Raw genomic sequence first — 16,418 nt, 5'->3', positions numbered from 1 at the left:
TTTCACAGACGGAAGACGCCGTAGCCACGGGCGCCGGCCACCGGCGCGCTGTGGATCGCCGACAGGCAGATGCCGAGGATCGTGCGGGTGTCCCGCGGGTCGATGACCCCGTCGTCGTAGCCGAGGCCGGAGGTGAAGTAGGCCAGGGACTGCTCCTCGACCTGCTTCTCGACGAGGGCGCGCATCGCGGCGTCGGCCTCGGCGTCGAACGGCACCCCACGAGCGGCGGCCGCCTGCTGGGAGACGATCGAGATGACCCCGGCGAGCTGCGCCGGGCCCATCACGGCCGACTTGGCGCCGGCCCAGCTGAACATGAAACGCGGGTCGTACGCGCGGCCGCTCATGCCGTAGTTGCCGGCCCCGTACGAGGCGCCCATCACCACCGACAGGTGCGGGACCGTCGAGTTCGACACCGCGTTGATCATCTGAGCACCGTGCTTGATGATGCCGCCCTGCTCGTACTCGGCACCGACCATGTAGCCGGTGGTGTTGTGCAGGAACAGCAGCGGCGTGTCGCTCTGGTTGGCGAGCTGGATGAACTGGGCGGCCTTCTGTGCCTCCTGGCTGAACAGCACGCCCTGGGCGTTGGCGAGGACGCCGACCGGGTAGCCGTGCAGCTGCGCCCAGCCGGTCACCAGTGACGTACCGTACAGCGGCTTGAACTCGTCGAACTCGCTGCCGTCGACGATGCGGGCGATCACCTCACGGGGATCGAACGGGATCTTGAGGTCGGCCGGCACGATGCCGAGCAGCTCCTCGACGTCCAGCAGCGGCTCGGCGTACGTCGTCCTCGGGTTCGGTCCGGCCTTGCGCCAGTTCAGCCTCCGCACGATGGAGCGCCCGATCCGCAGCGCGTCGCGTTCGTCGACGGCCAGGTAGTCGGCCAGTCCGGACGTGCGCGCGTGCATCTCGGCCCCGCCGAGCGACTCGTCGTCGGACTCCTCACCGGTGGCCATCTTGACCAGCGGCGGCCCGCCGAGGAAGACCTTGGCCCCGCCCTTGACCATGACGGTGTAGTCGCTCATGCCCGGCACATAGGCGCCACCGGCGGTGGAGTTGCCGAACACCAGGGCGATCGTGGGCCGGCGGTCGGCGCTGGCGACGGTGAGGTTGCGGAACACCGCGCCGCCGGGGATGAAGATGTCCTTCTGGGTCTGCAGGTCCGCTCCGCCGGACTCGACGAGCGTGATCGTGGGCAGGCGGTTCTGTCCGGCGATCTGGTTGGCGCGGAAGATCTTCCGTACCGTCACCGGGTTCGACGATCCGCCTTTGACCGTGGGGTCATGGGCGATGATCATGCACTCGACGCCCTCGATCACGCCCAGGCCGGTGACCACGGAGCCGCCGACCGGGAAATCGGTTCCCCAGCCGGCCAGGACGCCGAGCTCGAGGAACGGCGAGTCGGGATCGATGAGCAGCTCGATCCGCTCCCGGGCGGTCAGCTTGCCGCGACGGTGATGCCGCTCGACGGCCTTGGGACCACCACCGGCCAGAGCCGTGGCCTGCTGTGTGGCGAGATCGGCGACGCGTTCCAGCATCACCTCCCGGTTGGCGGCGTAGCCGGGCGAGGTGGGGTCGACGCTGGTTCTCACTCCAGAAACTCCTTGGGCAGATTCACCACACGGGCCCGCAGCCACTCGCCGACGGCCTTGGCCTGCGGGTCGAAACGGGTGGACGACGCGACACCGTCACCGAGAAGTCCGTCGATCACGATGTTGACGGCGCACAGGTTCGGCAGCGCGAACACGTCGATCCCGAGTCCCGCCGATTCCGGGAGGAGCCGGGCGACCTCGGCAGGTGTCAGCCAGCCGCGCAGCCACGCGAACGCCTCGGCTCGCCGCGGATGGCCGACGGGGATCCACACCCCCACGTTCGCGGTTCCGCCCTTGTCCCCGGACCGGGCGAAGACCAGACGGCCCAGCGGCGCGCGAACCTCCAACCATCCAGAGGTACGGGCGGAGCCGGCAACCACCTCCGCGGGCAGGTCCGCGGTGACCGGTGGCGGCGCGATGTCCACCGTGGTGCCGTCGGGCCGGACCACGACGTGCGGCACATCCTCCTGCGGAAGGTAGGCGGCACGGTAGATCCCGAACGGGGTGCCCGGCCCCGGCGGCGCGGTCACGTGGAAGCCCGGGTAGGACGCGAGGGCCAGTTCGACGGCGGCACTGCTGAACGCGCGGCCGACGACGTCCGGATCGGGGTCCTTGACGTGACAGCGCAGCACCGCCGAGGCCGCCGCCTCGGTGACGGGGTCGGCGTGGTCGGTCCGCGCCAGGTCCCACGTGATCTCCGCGGGTGGCCGGACGCTGAGTGCCCCGGTCATCTGCCGGCGTACCCAGTGCTCCTTGTCCTCGATGTCCAGGCCGGTCAGCACGAACTCGACGGAGTTGCGCCATCCGCCGGCGCTGTTGAGGGCGATCTTCGTGGCCGGGGGTGGGGCGGCACCGCGTACCGAGGTGATCACCACCCGGTCGGGACCGGCCTGCCGCAACGCGACCGTGTCCAGGCGCGCGGTCACGTCGGGATTGGCGTAGTGGGGGCCTCCGACCTCGTACACCAGTTGCGCGGTGACCGTGTCGACGGTGACCGCGCCGCCCGTGCCGGGATGTTTGGTGATCACGGCCGTCCCGTCGGCACTGATCTCGGCCAGCGGGAAGCCCAGCGGGCGCGTGGTGTCGATCGTGGCGAAGCCGGAGAAGTTGCCGCCCGTGGCCTGCGTGCCGCATTCGAGGACATGACCGGCGACGACCCCGGCGGCCAGGAGGTCGAAGTCGGTGCGCCCCCAGCCGAACTCGGCGATGGCCGGGCCCAGGGTCAGCGACGCGTCGGTGACGCGGCCGGTGACGACGATGTCGGCGCCGGCGGTGAGCGCGTCGGCGATGCCGAAGGCGCCGAGGTAGGCGTTGGCGGTCAGCGCACCCGGCCAGCCGTGCTCGGTCGCGCGCCCGATCAGGTCGTCGCCCCGCACGTGGGCGACGGCCAGGTCGATGCCCTGCTCCCGGGCCAGGTCCCGGACGGCCTGCGCGAGCCCGGCCGGGTTGAGCCCACCCGCGTTGGTGACGATCCGGACCCCGCGCTGCCGGGCCAGGCCGAGGCAGCCGGCGAGTTGCCGCAGGAACGTCTTCGCGTATCCGAGTGACGGATCCTTCCGGCGGTCCCGGCCGAGGATGAGCATGGTCAGTTCGGCCAGGTAGTCCCCGGTCAGATAGTCCAGCGGCCCGCCCTCGAGCATCTCGGACATCGCCGAGAAGCGATCACCGTAGAAGCCCGAGCAGTTCCCGATGCGGATCGTGCGCATTGTCCGGCTCAACACCTCAGTGAGTAGTGGTGCCCGCCACACTAGACTTTCTGACAAAGTAGTCAAGTCGCGAGAGGGTGTCCGATGGGACGAGCTCGAACGAACCCCGCGCCCGCACCGCCGGCCACCACCCGGGGCCGGCGGACCCATGACGCGCTGCTCACCGCCGGCCGGCAGATCATCGAGGAACAAGGGTGGGCCGGGTTCACCCCCGAGGCCGTCACCCAGGCGGCGGGCGTGTCGTACGGGACCTTCTACACGTACTTCGCATCGAAGGACGACCTGCTCCGCAAGATCGTCCAGGCGGCGGCCGACAAGATGATCACCGCGAGCCGGGTCCCGGACACCCTCCACGACCCGTACGCGCGCATCGTGGAGGCGAACCGCCTGTACCTGGCCGCCGCCGGAAAGGCCGCGAAGGTGCTCCGGATGGTCGAGCACGGCGCCTACCTGGACGACAACCTGCGCAGCCTGCTCCTGGAGATCCGGGAGTTCTACGTCGGCCGCGGCGAGGAGGGCATCCGCCGCCTGCAGGCCGACGGACTCGCCGACCCGGACCTTGATCCCCGCCTGACGGCGATCGCCCTGGGCGGCATGGTCGAACAGGTGGCCGTGATCATCAACGAACTACGCGAACCCCTCGACGAGGAGAAGATGGTCGACCACCTCTCCCGCCTGTGGGCGTCGGCCATCGGCCTCCGCGCCCCCGGCGCCACCGGCCAGCGGTAGGTCACAGCGTCTCCAGGAAGTCCTCGATCGCGGTGCCGACCGTTCCGAGCACGTCGGTGTAGGCGCGCACCGGCCCCGGCACCCGCAGGTTGTGGTCGGCGCCCGGGATCTCCAGGCACGGCTTGCCGGTCGCGCGGGCGGCCTCCGGCAGCCACACCCGGTCGGCGGTGCCGCCGATCAGCAGGGCCGGGGCCGGCCCGGCGGCGATCGCCGCGACCACGGCCGGGTCGGTGAGCACCGGGGTCAGCCAGACGGCCGGGATCCCGCGCTCGGCGGCGAGCGCGGCGGCGTGACTACCCAGCGACTTGGCGATCAGCACCGGCGTCCCGGCGGCGGCCCGGTGCAGGGCGGCCGCGACATGGGCGCGGACGAACGGCTCCGGGCCGACCTGCAACAGTCCGTCCGGGACGGTCCAGCTCACCTCGACCACGTCGTCACCGCGGGCGGTCAGGATGCCGTCGGCCAGGTCGAACAGCGGGCCCTGGGTGGTGTAGCCGCGCCCGGGAACGAGGATTCCGGTGATCATTGAAGCCTCCTGTCAGGAGCGGGGCCAGCCGGCGAGCCGGTCCCGCAGCGCGGCGATGGCGGCCCGGTCCAGGCCGTACAGGGCGAAGCGGGCGTCGTCCAGCCGGTCCAGGTAGCGGCCGGCGTCGGCGATGTCCTCCGGATCCAGGGCCGGATCGGCGGCATGCGCCAGCTCCAGGACACGGTCCAGCGGATAGCGTTCCAGCGCGGCCGCCACATCGATGTAGTCGCGCACCTCCCGCCGGTTGACCAGGGCGGCGACCTTGGTGGCGACCAGGTCGTCGAGGTGCATGACCGGGCCGACGTCCATCACCACCGGGGCGCGGTGCCGGTCCAGCCGGCACAGGGTCAGCCGCAGCGCCCGATGCTCCCCGGCCACCAGGAACTCCTGGATGTCGGCGTCCATGCCGGCGAACAACTCGTCGGCGTCCTCGCGCACCACCCGGTAGCCGGCGGCGGTCAGCGCCGACGTCACCTCACCGGCGGCGGCCATCACCCCGCCGGCCGTGTCGGTGAACAGGTCGATGTCCTCGGTCGGGCGGGCGACCAGCCCGTTCACCAGCCAGGCCACGCCACCGCCGAGCACGAAGCCGTGCTTGTCGGCGACGGCCAGCGCGATCCGGGCGACGTCGCGGTAGAAGTCATCGACGCTCACGCGCAAAGGCTGGCACACTCCGCCCCGGTCCGACGCGACCGACGCGCTGGGGGTGGCCGGTCGCCGAGGGATTCCCTGGTTGAGATCATGTGCGGGTGTTCGTGATCCGGATGAACGATGACGCCGCCTCGGAGCTCGGGGCGCCGGCCGGGCCGGCGTCGATTGCTCCGCCGGGTGGGATGGCGCCGGGGCTGCGGGCGATGATCGCCGATGGCATCGAGGTGCGCGGCGAGGTCGTGGTCTGGGCCGACGGCGCGCGACGGACGGCCCCGCCGGGTGGCTTCCCCGATCTGACCGGCTGGGAATGCTCGGTCAACAGCTTCCACCTGGAGGATGTGGTCCCGGTCGAAGTCATGGTGTCCGACGAGGGCGAGCCGTCGATCTCGGACGCGGATCAGGTGGTGTTGCTCCGGCACGGCGTGGCCTTCGCGTGGGAGGTCTGCCGGTTGGCGGCCGGTGGGGAACGGCCGGTCGCGGTGCGGTGTGTCGTGGCGACCAACCGCACCAACGGCATGTTCCGGTTCCACCGCATCCGCGCCGGGGAGGACTGGATGCGACCCGACCTGAACGATTACCAACTGGAGAAGGTCGTGGTGGTGGAGGCGCGACCACCGTCGCCGGATCACTGAGCGGGGCCGATGCGCCGCTCACCGAGGATCTGAGCGACGCGGAGGGGGAGAGTGGATCACGTTCCGGGAGGGCACAGCGTGAACAGGCCGACCACCGGCACGCCTCACCACATCGAGATCTGGGTGCCGGACCTGGACCGGGCCGTCGTCAGCTGGGGATGGCTGTTGTCCGAGCTCGGCTACACCCCGTTCCAGTCCTGGAGCGCCGGGCGCAGCTGGCGGCTGGGCCCGACCTACATCGTCGTCGAGCAGTCACCGGATCTGTGCGCCGCCGACCACGACCGCCGCCGGCCCGGTCTCAACCATCTGGCCTTCCACGTGGACGGCGCCCACCTCGTCGACGTCCTGGCCCGGCGGGCGACCCAGCACGGCTGGACGCTGCTGTTCGCCGACCGCCATCCGCACGCCGGTGGCCCGGAGCACCACGCCGCCTATCTGGAGAACGCCGACGGATTCGAGGTCGAACTCGTCGCCATGTCGGGGTGCTGACAGGCGGGCCCCGAGGTCAGGCGGCGGCGCGGGCCCGCAGGCGGGGGTGCCGGGCCTCCCAGGCCGCGCGGACCCCGCGTGGCAGGTTCAGCTCCGGCCACAGCCGGACCAGCAAACCCCCTTCGAGGTACGCCCGGAGCTCGTCGACCCGGATCGCCTCGCGCAGCACGTTCTCATACATCCACAGCAACATGGTGTGCTGGCCGAGGTCGAAGGCCCGCTGCGGATGCCACCACAGGCGCAGCGGCAGCTCCACCAGCCCGGATGTCGGGCCGTGCAGCTCACCGAGCGTCCCGGCGACGACGACCGGCCGGTGGGGCCGGGCGAGGTGCGTGACGGTAGCGGTACTCACGGACATGTCCATCAGCGTAAACCGACACACCGGTCAGGTGGCAAACCCCGGCGTTCCGAGGGTTCCCGGGCAGGCGGTATGACCCGGTCTGGCCGAGGACCCGGCGACGTGCGGAGCCCGGCTACGGTGGCGATCATGACCGAGACGCCCGCCCAGAGCCGCTACCGTGCCGACGCGCTCCTGCTGGCCGAGATCGGCGCCCACGTGACGGCGCAGACGCCGTCGGTGCCCGTACGCATGCCTGCTCGCCTGGCGCGAGCCGCCGCCCAGGCCTGGGGTCGCGACGAGCTGGACCCGCCCGGTCCGGAGTCAGGTGAGCAGGCTTACGTCCGTGCGTTCGCCGCGGCGCTGGCCCTGATCGGCCTGGCGGCCGGCGAAGCCGAAGCCGTGGGGGAGGAGGTCGTGGTCCACCTGGATCCCGGGCGGCTGGCGGCGGCGATCTTCGCCCACGAGTGCGCGGCGGACGCGGTGCTGCGCGGCCAGCCGGGGGAAGCGTCACCAGTGAGTTGACGGTCCGCCCGGCGACTCGCCGATCGGGGTGCCGGCTCGCGCCCGGCCCGCGGGGTGCGGAACCGGGCGCGTTCTCCCGACGGTGTCAGCGGACGCGGTCCAGCAGGCGCTGCCAGCGGCTGCGCGGGCGGCGGGCCTGCGCCACCTTGCGGCCACCGATCACGCCGGTCGCGGTGACGGCGGCGAGTGCGAGCGCGGCGGCCGAGACGACGCCGGGGCGCTTGCGCACCACCTGTCCGGCCTGCTTGACCCGCGAACCGGTCGTCTGCTCCGGGGTGGCGACAGTGCTGTCGTAGGTGGTCATGGCTGCCCTTCCGTACCTGTCACTTGTGGGTCTGGTGAGGACATGCCCACCGAAGCCCGGCGCCAATCAGGATTTGCGTGCCCCGGTGATGCTGGGATGGTGAGCAGCCGATGATGGGCCGGTCGCACGCGCTCTCCGGCGCGGTGGGCTGGCTGGCCGGATGTGCGGCCCTGACCGCGGCCGGCGCCGCGCCCGCCCCGGCGGCCGTCGTGTTCGGGACCGCGATCGCCACCGGCATGGCCCTGGCCCCCGACGTCGACCACCCGAAGTCCACGATCGCCCACTCGGTGGGCCACCTGACCCGGATGCTGGCCGGTGGGGTGTCCCGGGCGGCCGGCGCCCTGCGTACCGCGTCGTGCGGGCACTGTTCGGCGGGACCGCCGCGCGGCGGGCACCGGGCGGTCACCCACACGGCCCTCGGCGCGGCCGTGGCCGGGCTGGTCGCCGCCGGGGTGTGCGTGTGGGCGGGCCGCGCCGCCGTCCTGTGGATCATCGGGTTCTCGGTGTGGCTGGCCGCGCACACCGCCCTGTCCACGCGTACCCGGGCGCGGGTCGGCGACCTGATCCTGCCGAGCCGTTTCCGCCGGATCGCCCCGCGTTTCACGGCCGCGGTGGGGGCGCTGCTGGTCGGTGCGGCGGGCGCCGTCCTGGCCGCCGCGGTGATCCCCGCCGGAGTGGCCGTGTGGTGGGTGGGACTGGCCGTGACCTGGGGCTGGCTGGCCCACTCGCTCGGTGACGCGCTCACCTTCTCGGCGGTGCCGCTGTGGTGGCCGTTGCGCATCCGCGGCTGCCGATGGACACCGGTCGGCGCGCCGCGCTGGGCGAGGTTCCGGACCGGCTCCCCGGCGGAGGCCGGTGTGGTGTGGCTGATGCTGGCGCTGGGCGTCGGTTCGGTGGTCCTGCTCGGCGCCGTCTCCTGACGCGGCCCCGCTACGGTCGGGGCATGACGTTCTCGATCGTTGCCCGGTCCGCCGACGGCACCACCCTCGGCGTCGCCGTGGCGAGTAGGTTCCTCGGGGCCGGAGCGGCCGTCCCGGCGGCCCTCGCCGATGTCGGCGCGGTCGCCACCCAGTCGTATGCGAACCTCGCCTACCGGCCGCAGGCGCTCGCGCTGCTCGGCACCGGCGTTCCGGCGACCGCCACCGTGGCGGCGCTGATCGCCGGCGACACCGGCCCGGTCGGCCACCGGCAGGTCGGCGTCGTCGGCGCGGACGGGCCCGGCGCCACGTTCACCGGCGACCAGTGCCACCCGTGGGCGGGCGGCACGGCCGGCGACGGCTACGCCATCCAGGGCAACATGCTGGCCGGACCGCGGGTCGTCGCCGACATGGAGGCCGCCTGGCTGGCCGGCGCGGACCAGCCGCGGTTTCCGTACCGGCTGCTCGAGGCGCTGCGCGCCGGCGATCAGGCCGGCGGCGACCGGCGGGGGCGGCAGAGCGCCGCGCTGCTCGTCGTGGCCAAAGGCATGGGGTACGGCGGGACCAGTGACGTCCTCGCCGACCTGCGGGTCGACGACCACCCGGATCCGGTGGCCGAACTGGGCCGGCTGCTGGAGCTGCACACGCTCTACTTCGAGCGGCCCGATCCGGCGACGCTGATCCCGCTGACCGGGGCGATCGGCGACGAGGTGCGGGCCCGGCTCGCGAAGGCCGGTCACGGCGACCCGGACCTGGATGAGGCGCTGGCGGGCTGGGCCGGTATCGAGAACCTGGAGGAACGTGTCGTCCCCGGCGCGATCGACCCGCTGGTGCTGGCACAGCTGCGGTCGTCGGACCAAGGAGGCGCCGCATGATGCGCTACTGGCCGCGGCGGGCCGGGGGACTTCCGCCGGGCCAGCGTCTGCTCAGCGAGATGCCCCGGTTCAGCGACCGGCCCTGTCTTCCTCCGCCGGTGATGCCGGTCGAGCCCCGGTTGGAGATCCGGCGCGACGGCGAGCCGGTCGCGGTGCTGTCCGCCCGGGATCTGGAGGCTCTCGGGCCGCGTGACCACACGGCCGACTTCCACTGCGTCACCACCTGGTCGGTGACCGGCCTGACCTGGACGGGTGTGCCGCTGCGGGACGTCCTCGCCGCGGTGGGCGTGCCCGAAACGCCGTACCTGGTGGCCGGTGGCGGGGACCGGTGGCGGGCGGTGTTCGTGTGGCCGGATGCCGTCGCCCCGGACGTGCTGATTGCGACGAGGCTCAACGGGGCCGCCCTCGACGAACGGCACGGCGCGCCACTGCGGCTGGTGGCGCCGGGCCAGTACGGGTACAAGAGTGTCAAGCATCTGGTCGCCGTCGACCTGCTGACCGGCGAGCCGCGCGCCGATCCGAAGGAACACCCGCGGGCCCGGGTCGCCTTCGAGGAACGGCATCCGAGACTGCCGGGCCGGCTGCTGCGGCTGCCGTACCGGCTGGTGATCGGCCCGACCGCGTACCTGGCCGAGCGGTCACTACGCCGCCGCGCGACGCCCACCGGCGAGCGCCACGGCGGCGAAGACGACTCCGGTGGCGGCCGAGTAGATCGCTGACCAGGTGGGCGGGGCGCCGTGGCCGGTGGCCAGGATCCAGCCCACCGTGCCGGACAGCCAGCCGGCGGTGACGCCGAGCAGCGCGGCGCCGGCGGGTACGGGCCAGCGGCGGCGGGTCGCGTTCGGGCCGCCCGGCCAGCGCAGCAACGCCGAGGGCAGCAGGAGGGCGATCGCCGCCAGGAAGGCGATCACCGGCGCGAACAGCGGGCCGGGCAGCGGGATCCGGTAGGTCAGGCTCTGGATCGCGGCCAGGGCCATCAGCAGCGCGCCGAGGGCCGACGTCTGCAACAGGGTCAGGTTCTCCTGCCGCTGGCGTTGCCGCTGGTCGATGACGGCCGCGGCGAGCCGGCTGATCTCCCGGGTGCGGTGGTGCGCCGACTCCAGGTACGTCTCCTCGGCCCGCAGTTGCTCCCGCAGCCAGGTCGCGTGCTCGCGGTCGAGGGCCGGTGGGCCGGCCGGGGCGCCGGGCACGTGCCCGGCGAGGGCCGCGGTCATGTTCCGGTCGGCGATGTGGACGGTGCGTGCCATGTCCCGTACGTCGCCGAGCGCGGTGATCAGACCGCTCTGATCGGCCTGTGCCGTGGTGAGGGCGCGGTCGGCGGCCAGCAGTTGGGCGAGCGGCGGCTCGCCGGTGCTCAACAGCTGATCGAGTACGCGGAAGCCCTCGTCGGCGCGGACGATCGCACGGCGCAGACTGGGCATGCTCGACTCCAGCACCTGCCGCTGGTAACGCAGTTTCGCCGCGTGCAGGAGGTAGCGGGTCAGCGGTGGAAGGCCGGACCGGTCGCCGGCCCAGGTCCACTCGTCCATGGCCGGCTCGTTGCGGATGCCGGTGACGGCGAGCAGGTGGCGACGGGTCCACGTGCCGGACGGCAGTTCCCAGGTGAGCACGCCGCCGTCGGTTCGGCACCAGGCGCCGGCCCAGTCGGGGTGTACGCCGAGCCGGCGGGCGATCAGGGCCGGGCGCAGCCACGGCCGGGGAAGAGCGAGCAGGGCGGTACGGATGGCGACCGTCCCGATCGCGCCGTCCGGTGGCGCCGGCAGTCGCCCGTCCAGGCGATCCCAGCCGATGCGGTCGTCGTTGGGGGCGAGCAGGACGCTGACGCCGAGCACGTCGTCCAAGCGGTACAGGATGGCCTGGTGCAACGCGCCCGGTTGATGTCGCTGGCGACCGGCGAGGACGGTGAACGGCCGTGCCGGCGGCGGTCGACCGGGACCGGGCGGGTCGATCGGCCACCGCCCGATCGGCTGGTCCATGCCGAGCGCCGCGGCGGCTTCCCACAGCGAACCGACGGCGTCCTCCGGCATCGGGTCGGCCGGCAGGAACGTGTGCTGGATCAGTCCCGGCCTATGCGGTCTCATCGTCGCCGTCGTCCTCCGGGGCGGTCGGCCGGCCGAGCCGGTGCAGGAGCCGGTTGACCAGGTCACGCGTCGGCTGGGGAACGGGATGCCGGGGCGGCTGTCCCATCGAGGTGTGCACGCCCCGGCCGGCCCGCGTCGGAGCGGCGAGCATCAGCGCCGTCGTGCCCTGCCGCATCCGCGCCGTGTCGCCGGTCGCGAGCGCGCCGTCGAGCAGCCGCAACGCGTCGTCGATCCGTCGCCAGCCCTCGGCGGTGTGCGTCCAGCGCACGGTGTCGTCGAGCAGGCGGGGGAGATCCAGGGAGCTCATCAGGCGAGCCGGCCGGTCTGGATCCGGCGGATCAGCGCGTCGGACTCGGCGGTGCGGCCCATCACCCGCAGGGTGCCGATCTTGATCAGCAGCGCGTCGCGGAACAGCACCGTGTAGCCGGCGGGCGAGCGGGCGTACAGATCGGTGTAGATCTCGACGGACCGGTCGGCGGCGGCGAGCGCCGCCGGCAGGTCGGCGCGGGCGTACGCGCGGACCCGGGCGTATTCGCGTTGCGCGTACGCCCGGAACTGGTCGTCGCCGACCTCCTCGAGGATGCCGACGGCCTCCGCGGTGAGCGCCAGCGCGGGTCCGTGCCGGTCCAGGCGGCTCTCCACGGATGCCTGCTGAAGCAGCGTCTTGCCGAGTTCGCCGCGCCAGGCGTGCGGCTCGGCCGCGGCCAGCTCCCGGAAGAGGGCGACCGCCTCCCGCACGTGCGTGAGGCCTTCGGCGCCGCGGCCGAGACGGGCCAGGGTGCTCGCCAGGTTGGTCAGGCTGGCGGCCAGGTCGTGCCGGAAGGCGGCCGGGCTCGTCGTGACCAGCCCGCGCCGCACCCGGACCGCCTCCTCGGCCAGCGGCAGCACCTCGGTCCACCGCTCCTGCTCGGCCAGGTAGCCGGCCAGGTCGTTGAGGGTCTTCGCGAGGGTCGGCGCCTCGTCCGGCAGCTCCCGCTGGATCACCAGGGCCCTCCTCGCGAGGTCGGCCGCCTGCTCGGCGGAGCCGGACTGGTGGAGAGCGAAGCCCAGGTTGGTGAGGGAGACCGCGTAGTCGGCGCGATGCTCGTCCAGCCGGTCCGGCGGCAGCGACTCCCAGACGGCCACCGCCTCCGTGGCGACCGGCAGCATCTCGCCCCGCAGATCCAGGCCGGCCAGCGCGGTGGCGAAGCTGATCAGGGACCTGGCCAGCTGGGGCCGTGCCGCCGGGTCGGCCTCGGCGGCCGCGCGGCGGAGGGCGACCGCCTCCCGGGCGGGCGCGATCGCGTCCGAGTGCCGGCCGAGTCTGCTGAGCCGCAGACTCCGGCCGGCCAGGACGTCGGCGAGCAACGGCTCGTATCCGGGTCCGGCGTCGCGGGCCACGGTCTCCGCCTCCGACGCCGCGGCGAGGGCCTCGGTGTGCCGGCCGGCGTCGGACAGGAACCTCCCGTGGCTCGACAACGCGACGGCGAGCTCCGGTCCGGATCCGCCGCGGCGGGAGACCGCCACCGCTTCGGCCGAGCGCGACAGCGCCTGATCGGGCAGGCCGGCGCTGGACAGCTCGTCGGCGAAGGCCAGCAGGGCCTGTGCGTAGTGCGGCAGCAGGGTGGGGTTCGCCTCGGCTTGCGCCCTCAGCTGCCGTAACGTGTCGGCGGACAGTCGCACGGTCAGGCTCCGGTGTGTGTGAAGTTGGCCCACAGGGTGGGCGCGTCGAGCGACAGCCGCCGTAGATCGCGGGTGGCGTGGTGCAGCGCCACGGCGGCCCGGCCGGTGTCCGGTGGGTGGGTGCCGTCGCCGGTGAGGGCGGCGAAGAACGTGCGGGCCATCCAGGACCCGGCGGCGTCGCCGGCCGGCCAGAGGGTGCCGATGACGTGCCGGTAACCGGCCAGGTGAAACGCTCCGGTGATGTGGACGGCCTCGTCGGCCAGCAACGGGTTGCCGAACGCGGTGCTGCAGGCCGACAGGTAGGCGAGTTCGTGCGGGAAGCGGCGTCCGGCGATGTCGGACACGGTCAGCGGCGCCGTACGGTGATCGGGCAGGGCGAGCAGGCTACGGCCGGGGTCGTCCAGCCGCAGCTCGCTGTGGCAGGCGAAATGAGCCACCGAGTGCTCGGCCAGGGCGGCGAGCACCCGGTCGCGGGTCGGGTCCGTCAGCCGCCGGGCGCCGGGGACGAGCTCACTGATCAGGCGTGACTCCGCCGCCGCGCCCGGCAGCTCCGGATAGCCGGGGACCACGGGCGCCGCCACGGTCAGCGTCGCCCGGGTGGCGGACGGCGCGGCCGACCGCGTGTGTTCGAGGCTGCGGACGGTCGACAGGTAGGAGCTGACGACGCGGTCCACGGTGGTGCGCCCGCTGTCGTCGCGATGGTGTCCGGCCGCGTGGATCGGCAGCATGGCGAGCACGCCGACCGGGCACCACCAGAGCCGGGGCCAGTCGCCGTCCGGCGGGCCGGTGAACCCGAGGACGTCCAGCACCGGCCCGGCGACCGCGTCCCACAGCCATTCGAGCAGGTCGTGAAGGTCGTCCTGGCCGCCGGCCGGATCGGCGGCCAGCGCCAGGTGCAGGGCGGTGACACGGTCGGCTACCGCGTCGACGGTGAGATCGGGCAGGTCAACGACGGTGACCGGCGCCTCGGTGTCGCGCAGCACCAGGGCGCGACCGGTCGCGTCGGCGGTCAGGTACACCACCGGGCCCTCGCACGCCTGCGCGGCGAGTCGCCGCGCGGCCGGCGGCTCGAGGAACCCGCCGAAGCCGTCGAGTCGCCGGATCTCCTCGATGTGCGCGGTCCACGCCGCGTGTGCGCGGACCCGGTCGGCCGGATCGGGACCCGCCAGCCGGATCCGCAGATCGTCCAGGCCGGCGGCCCGCTCCGGGTGCTCCTGTCGCAGCCTCGCCATGTCGCTGCCGGAGGTCGCGTAGATCTCGGCGGCGAGCAGTCCGCGGGTCTGTTCGAGCAGCTCGACGGCGCGGTCCGGCCGGCCGGCGGCGACCGCGGTACGGGCGGCCTGGTCCGGCAGGCCGGTCAACCGGCCCAGCTGGTGCTCGCGGTCGGCGCGGTCCAGGGTCCGGGCGGTGGCCAGGGGCAGCAGCGCGACGGCGTTCTCCAGGTCGGCCAGGGCCGTCGCCGGGTCGCCGCCGATCAGGGTGAGGATCGACGCCCGCCGGTGGCCCGCGATGCGTACCGCGGGCGCCGCGGCCGGGGCGTCGCCGACCTGACGGTAGAGCTCGGCGGCCTCGGCGCCGTCGAGGTGCCGGGCGAGAGCGAGCTGGAGATGCGGGTAGGCGGCGTGACCGGGCGCGGCGCGGTCGAGCGCGGTACGGAGGATCGCGACCGCCTCCCCGGCCGTCGAGAGGTTCGCCAGCGTCAGCAGGTAGACCGCGTATTCGGGTACGTGCGCCGGCGTCTCCTCGACCGCGGAGCGTACCGCGGCGACCGCCTCGGCGAGAGCCGCCGGATCGTCGACGACCTCGTGCAGCCGCCCCAGCGCGCTGGCCAGATTCTTGCGGTACCGGTTACGGGCCATGCCCCGCGTGGCGTCGGCGACCGCCTCCCGGCCCAGCCGCACCGCCTCCACCAGTGGTCCGATCTCGTCCGTACGCAGGTGGAGTTGCAGCAGGCTGGTGGCCAGGTGGTTGAGCCGGCGCGGCCGGTCCTCGTGCCCGGCGGGCACGTCGGCGATCGCGAGCCGGCTCAGGCGGATCGCGTCACGCAGCGCCTCGGTGTCGCCGGTGCGCTCGAACAGCAGCTGGAGGCGGCGTCCCTGGTTGGACTGATAGCCGCCGCGCAGGCCGGGCAACGCGAGTTCGACCGCCCGCTGCCCGAGCCGTACCGATTCGCGCAGCACCTCGAGGTCGCCGCCGTTCTCGTACACCGTGTCGAGCGTGCTGCTCAGATAGAGGAGGTGCTCGCCGTGCCGGGCGTCGTCGCCGGTGGCGGCCTCGACCGCGGCCCGCCCACAGGCCACCGCCTCGGCCAGCCGGTGCGGCCCGCCGTCGCGCTCGAAGAGCATCCGCAGCACCTGGCCGCGGGCGGCCAGCACCTTGGGCGCGTCGCCCGCGAGCGCGAGCGTCCGCTGGGCCTCGTCTACCAGGGCGGCGTCGTCGGTGGCGAGGCAGAGCAGGCGCAACGCCTCGGCGAAGTCGAAGCGTTGCTCGGGTGACGCGGACGGATCAGCGTCGATCGCGGCGCGCATGACGCCGACGGCCTCGGCCAGCTCGCCGGGGTCGTTCGAATGGCGGTACGACCGGAGCAGCATGTCGCCCTGGTTGTGCAGCAGGGTCGGCCGGTCCGGGAAGTCACCGGGGATCAGCCGCAGGACCAGACGGTTGCCCGCCACGATGCGGGGGAGCAGGGCCGGGTCGAAGGAGTCGGCGTAGAGCGCCAGCAGCATCACGCCGACGTGCATGGTGCGCAGGATCCGCAACGGCACCTCGGCCTCGGCGGCGGCCGCGATGTCGCCGACGCGGGCCGCCTCGGACAGCAGGCCCATGTCCGCGCAGCGCTCGGCGAGCGGCCGCACCATGGTGGTGAACTGGAACAGGTACTCGGCGTGACGCGGGTCGTCCTCCGGGGTGCCGGCGGCGGCCGCCCGCCACAGGATGGCCGCCGACACGAGCGTGCCGACCGTGAGCGGCGTCCGTCGGCCGTGCACCATCGCCGAGGCCCGGTCGTGCAACCGTTCGGGGGTGATGCCGCCGTACCCGTCGCGGAACAGGTCGCCGGGCATCGGGCCGAGCAGTTGCGGGAGCAGATGGCGCGCGGTCGTGTCGAGGTGCCCGGTGAGCGATCGGGCGGTGAGCCCGTCCCGTTCGCCGGCGCCGGGCGCGAGCAGGTGGAAGCGGTGCCAGTGCAGCCGCGCGGTCAGCACCGCGGCCGCCTGCCGCTCCCGCTCGTCGCCGCGGGTGGCGTGCCACAGCCGGACGGCGTCGGCGACGGCGGTCGGCTCGAGAATCGCCGCCGCGTCACCGTCGATCTCGAACGCGCGAAGTCGCCGCTCCAGCGCGACACGCGACGGGGAGGCACCGGCGGTCGGCGGTGCATCTCCCACGAGGGCCAC

At 73.5% G+C, this 16,418-nt stretch carries 16 protein-coding genes and 1 pseudogene; 7 read left to right on the top strand and 10 right to left on the bottom strand.

Going from position 1 to position 16,418, the window contains the following annotated elements:
• Window positions 1-2 precede the first annotated feature (2 nt).
• The gene (locus J5X75_RS14285) at window positions 3-1,538 is read right to left on the bottom strand and encodes an acyl-CoA carboxylase subunit beta (protein WP_238488028.1); all 1,536 of its coding nucleotides are present in this window, start codon (window positions 1,536-1,538) and stop codon (window positions 3-5) included.
• 50 nt (window positions 1,539-1,588) lie between these two features.
• Window positions 1,589-3,298 carry an acyclic terpene utilization AtuA family protein gene (locus J5X75_RS14280; RefSeq protein ID WP_208467846.1) on the bottom strand — a complete coding sequence of 570 codons (1,710 nt, stop codon included), beginning with the start codon at window positions 3,296-3,298 and terminating at the stop codon, window positions 1,589-1,591.
• Window positions 3,299-3,382: 84 nt separating this feature from the next.
• Here J5X75_RS14280 and J5X75_RS14275 point away from each other — a divergent pair, with 84 nt between their 5' ends.
• Window positions 3,383-4,027, top strand: a complete 645-nt coding sequence (locus J5X75_RS14275) for a TetR/AcrR family transcriptional regulator (protein WP_208467845.1) — start codon at window positions 3,383-3,385, stop codon at window positions 4,025-4,027.
• 1 nt (window position 4,028) lies between these two features.
• On the opposite strand, the gene J5X75_RS14270 is transcribed toward J5X75_RS14275, so the two are convergent.
• Together J5X75_RS14270 and J5X75_RS14265 are read right to left on the bottom strand one after the other, a co-directional pair.
• A complete protein-coding gene (locus J5X75_RS14270; RefSeq protein ID WP_208467844.1) occupies window positions 4,029-4,553 on the bottom strand; it encodes an alpha/beta hydrolase in 525 nt (174 codons plus the stop codon).
• A gap of 12 nt (window positions 4,554-4,565) precedes the next feature.
• Window positions 4,566-5,207 carry a nucleotidyl transferase AbiEii/AbiGii toxin family protein gene (locus J5X75_RS14265; protein ID WP_208467843.1) on the bottom strand — a complete coding sequence of 214 codons (642 nt, stop codon included), beginning with the start codon at window positions 5,205-5,207 and terminating at the stop codon, window positions 4,566-4,568.
• Window positions 5,208-5,302: 95 nt separating this feature from the next.
• Between J5X75_RS14265 and J5X75_RS14260 the strand changes: the two genes are divergently transcribed.
• Together J5X75_RS14260 and J5X75_RS14255 are read left to right on the top strand one after the other, a co-directional pair.
• Complete coding sequence (locus J5X75_RS14260) at window positions 5,303-5,836, top strand: PM0498 family protein (RefSeq protein WP_208467842.1); 534 nt, start codon at window positions 5,303-5,305, stop codon at window positions 5,834-5,836.
• 78 nt (window positions 5,837-5,914) lie between these two features.
• Window positions 5,915-6,325 carry a VOC family protein gene (locus tag J5X75_RS14255; RefSeq protein ID WP_208467841.1) on the top strand — a complete coding sequence of 137 codons (411 nt, stop codon included), beginning with the start codon at window positions 5,915-5,917 and terminating at the stop codon, window positions 6,323-6,325.
• A 16-nt stretch (window positions 6,326-6,341) separates the two neighbouring features.
• Here J5X75_RS14255 and J5X75_RS14250 read toward each other — a convergent pair whose 3' ends face one another.
• Window positions 6,342-6,683, bottom strand: a complete 342-nt coding sequence (locus J5X75_RS14250; protein ID WP_208467840.1) for a hypothetical protein — start codon at window positions 6,681-6,683, stop codon at window positions 6,342-6,344.
• A 129-nt stretch (window positions 6,684-6,812) separates the two neighbouring features.
• Between J5X75_RS14250 and J5X75_RS14245 the strand changes: the two genes are divergently transcribed.
• The gene (locus J5X75_RS14245; RefSeq protein ID WP_208467839.1) at window positions 6,813-7,187 is read left to right on the top strand and encodes a hypothetical protein; all 375 of its coding nucleotides are present in this window, start codon (window positions 6,813-6,815) and stop codon (window positions 7,185-7,187) included.
• Between the two features lie 85 nt (window positions 7,188-7,272).
• On the opposite strand, the gene J5X75_RS14240 is transcribed toward J5X75_RS14245, so the two are convergent.
• Window positions 7,273-7,491, bottom strand: a complete 219-nt coding sequence (locus J5X75_RS14240; RefSeq protein ID WP_208467838.1) for a hypothetical protein — start codon at window positions 7,489-7,491, stop codon at window positions 7,273-7,275.
• 110 nt (window positions 7,492-7,601) lie between these two features.
• Between J5X75_RS14240 and J5X75_RS14235 the strand changes: the two genes are divergently transcribed.
• Genes J5X75_RS14235 through J5X75_RS14225 form a run of 3 tightly spaced genes read left to right on the top strand, consistent with a single transcriptional unit; the run spans window position 7,602 to window position 10,002 of the window.
• Entirely contained in the window at window positions 7,602-8,411 is an 810-nt protein-coding gene (locus J5X75_RS14235) for a metal-dependent hydrolase (protein WP_208467837.1), read from the top strand.
• 23 nt (window positions 8,412-8,434) lie between these two features.
• Entirely contained in the window at window positions 8,435-9,283 is an 849-nt protein-coding gene (locus J5X75_RS14230) for a DUF1028 domain-containing protein (RefSeq protein WP_208467836.1), read from the top strand.
• On the top strand, window positions 9,280-10,002 hold the full coding sequence (locus J5X75_RS14225) for a molybdopterin-dependent oxidoreductase (protein WP_208467835.1): 723 nt from the start codon (window positions 9,280-9,282) through the stop codon (window positions 10,000-10,002). The genes J5X75_RS14230 and J5X75_RS14225 overlap by 4 nt, the downstream gene beginning before the upstream one ends.
• A gap of 369 nt (window positions 10,003-10,371) precedes the next feature.
• On the opposite strand, the pseudogene J5X75_RS14220 reads toward J5X75_RS14225, so the two are convergent.
• From J5X75_RS14220 to J5X75_RS45950, 4 genes and pseudogenes are all read right to left on the bottom strand, one after another.
• A pseudogene (locus tag J5X75_RS14220) lies at window positions 10,372-11,364 on the bottom strand (CATRA conflict system CASPASE/TPR repeat-associated protein); the annotation flags it as partial.
• A complete protein-coding gene (locus J5X75_RS14215; RefSeq protein ID WP_208467833.1) occupies window positions 11,351-11,671 on the bottom strand; it encodes a CATRA system-associated protein in 321 nt (106 codons plus the stop codon). The gene J5X75_RS14215 and the pseudogene J5X75_RS14220, both read right to left, overlap by 14 nt.
• Entirely contained in the window at window positions 11,671-13,026 is a 1,356-nt protein-coding gene (locus tag J5X75_RS14210; protein ID WP_208467832.1) for a tetratricopeptide repeat protein, read from the bottom strand. Before J5X75_RS14210 ends, J5X75_RS14215 begins: the two co-directional genes overlap by 1 nt.
• Before the next feature lie 2 nt (window positions 13,027-13,028).
• A complete protein-coding gene (locus tag J5X75_RS45950) occupies window positions 13,029-16,409 on the bottom strand; it encodes a CHAT domain-containing protein (RefSeq protein ID WP_208467831.1) in 3,381 nt (1,126 codons plus the stop codon).
• Window positions 16,410-16,418 lie beyond the last annotated feature (9 nt).

The organism is Actinoplanes flavus, assembly GCF_017592555.1.
In the GTDB taxonomy this organism is placed as follows: Bacteria; Actinomycetota; Actinomycetes; order Mycobacteriales; family Micromonosporaceae; genus Actinoplanes; species Actinoplanes flavus.
The sequence above is the reverse complement of the archived record's forward strand: the minus strand, read 5'-3'. Positions and strand labels throughout refer to the sequence as shown.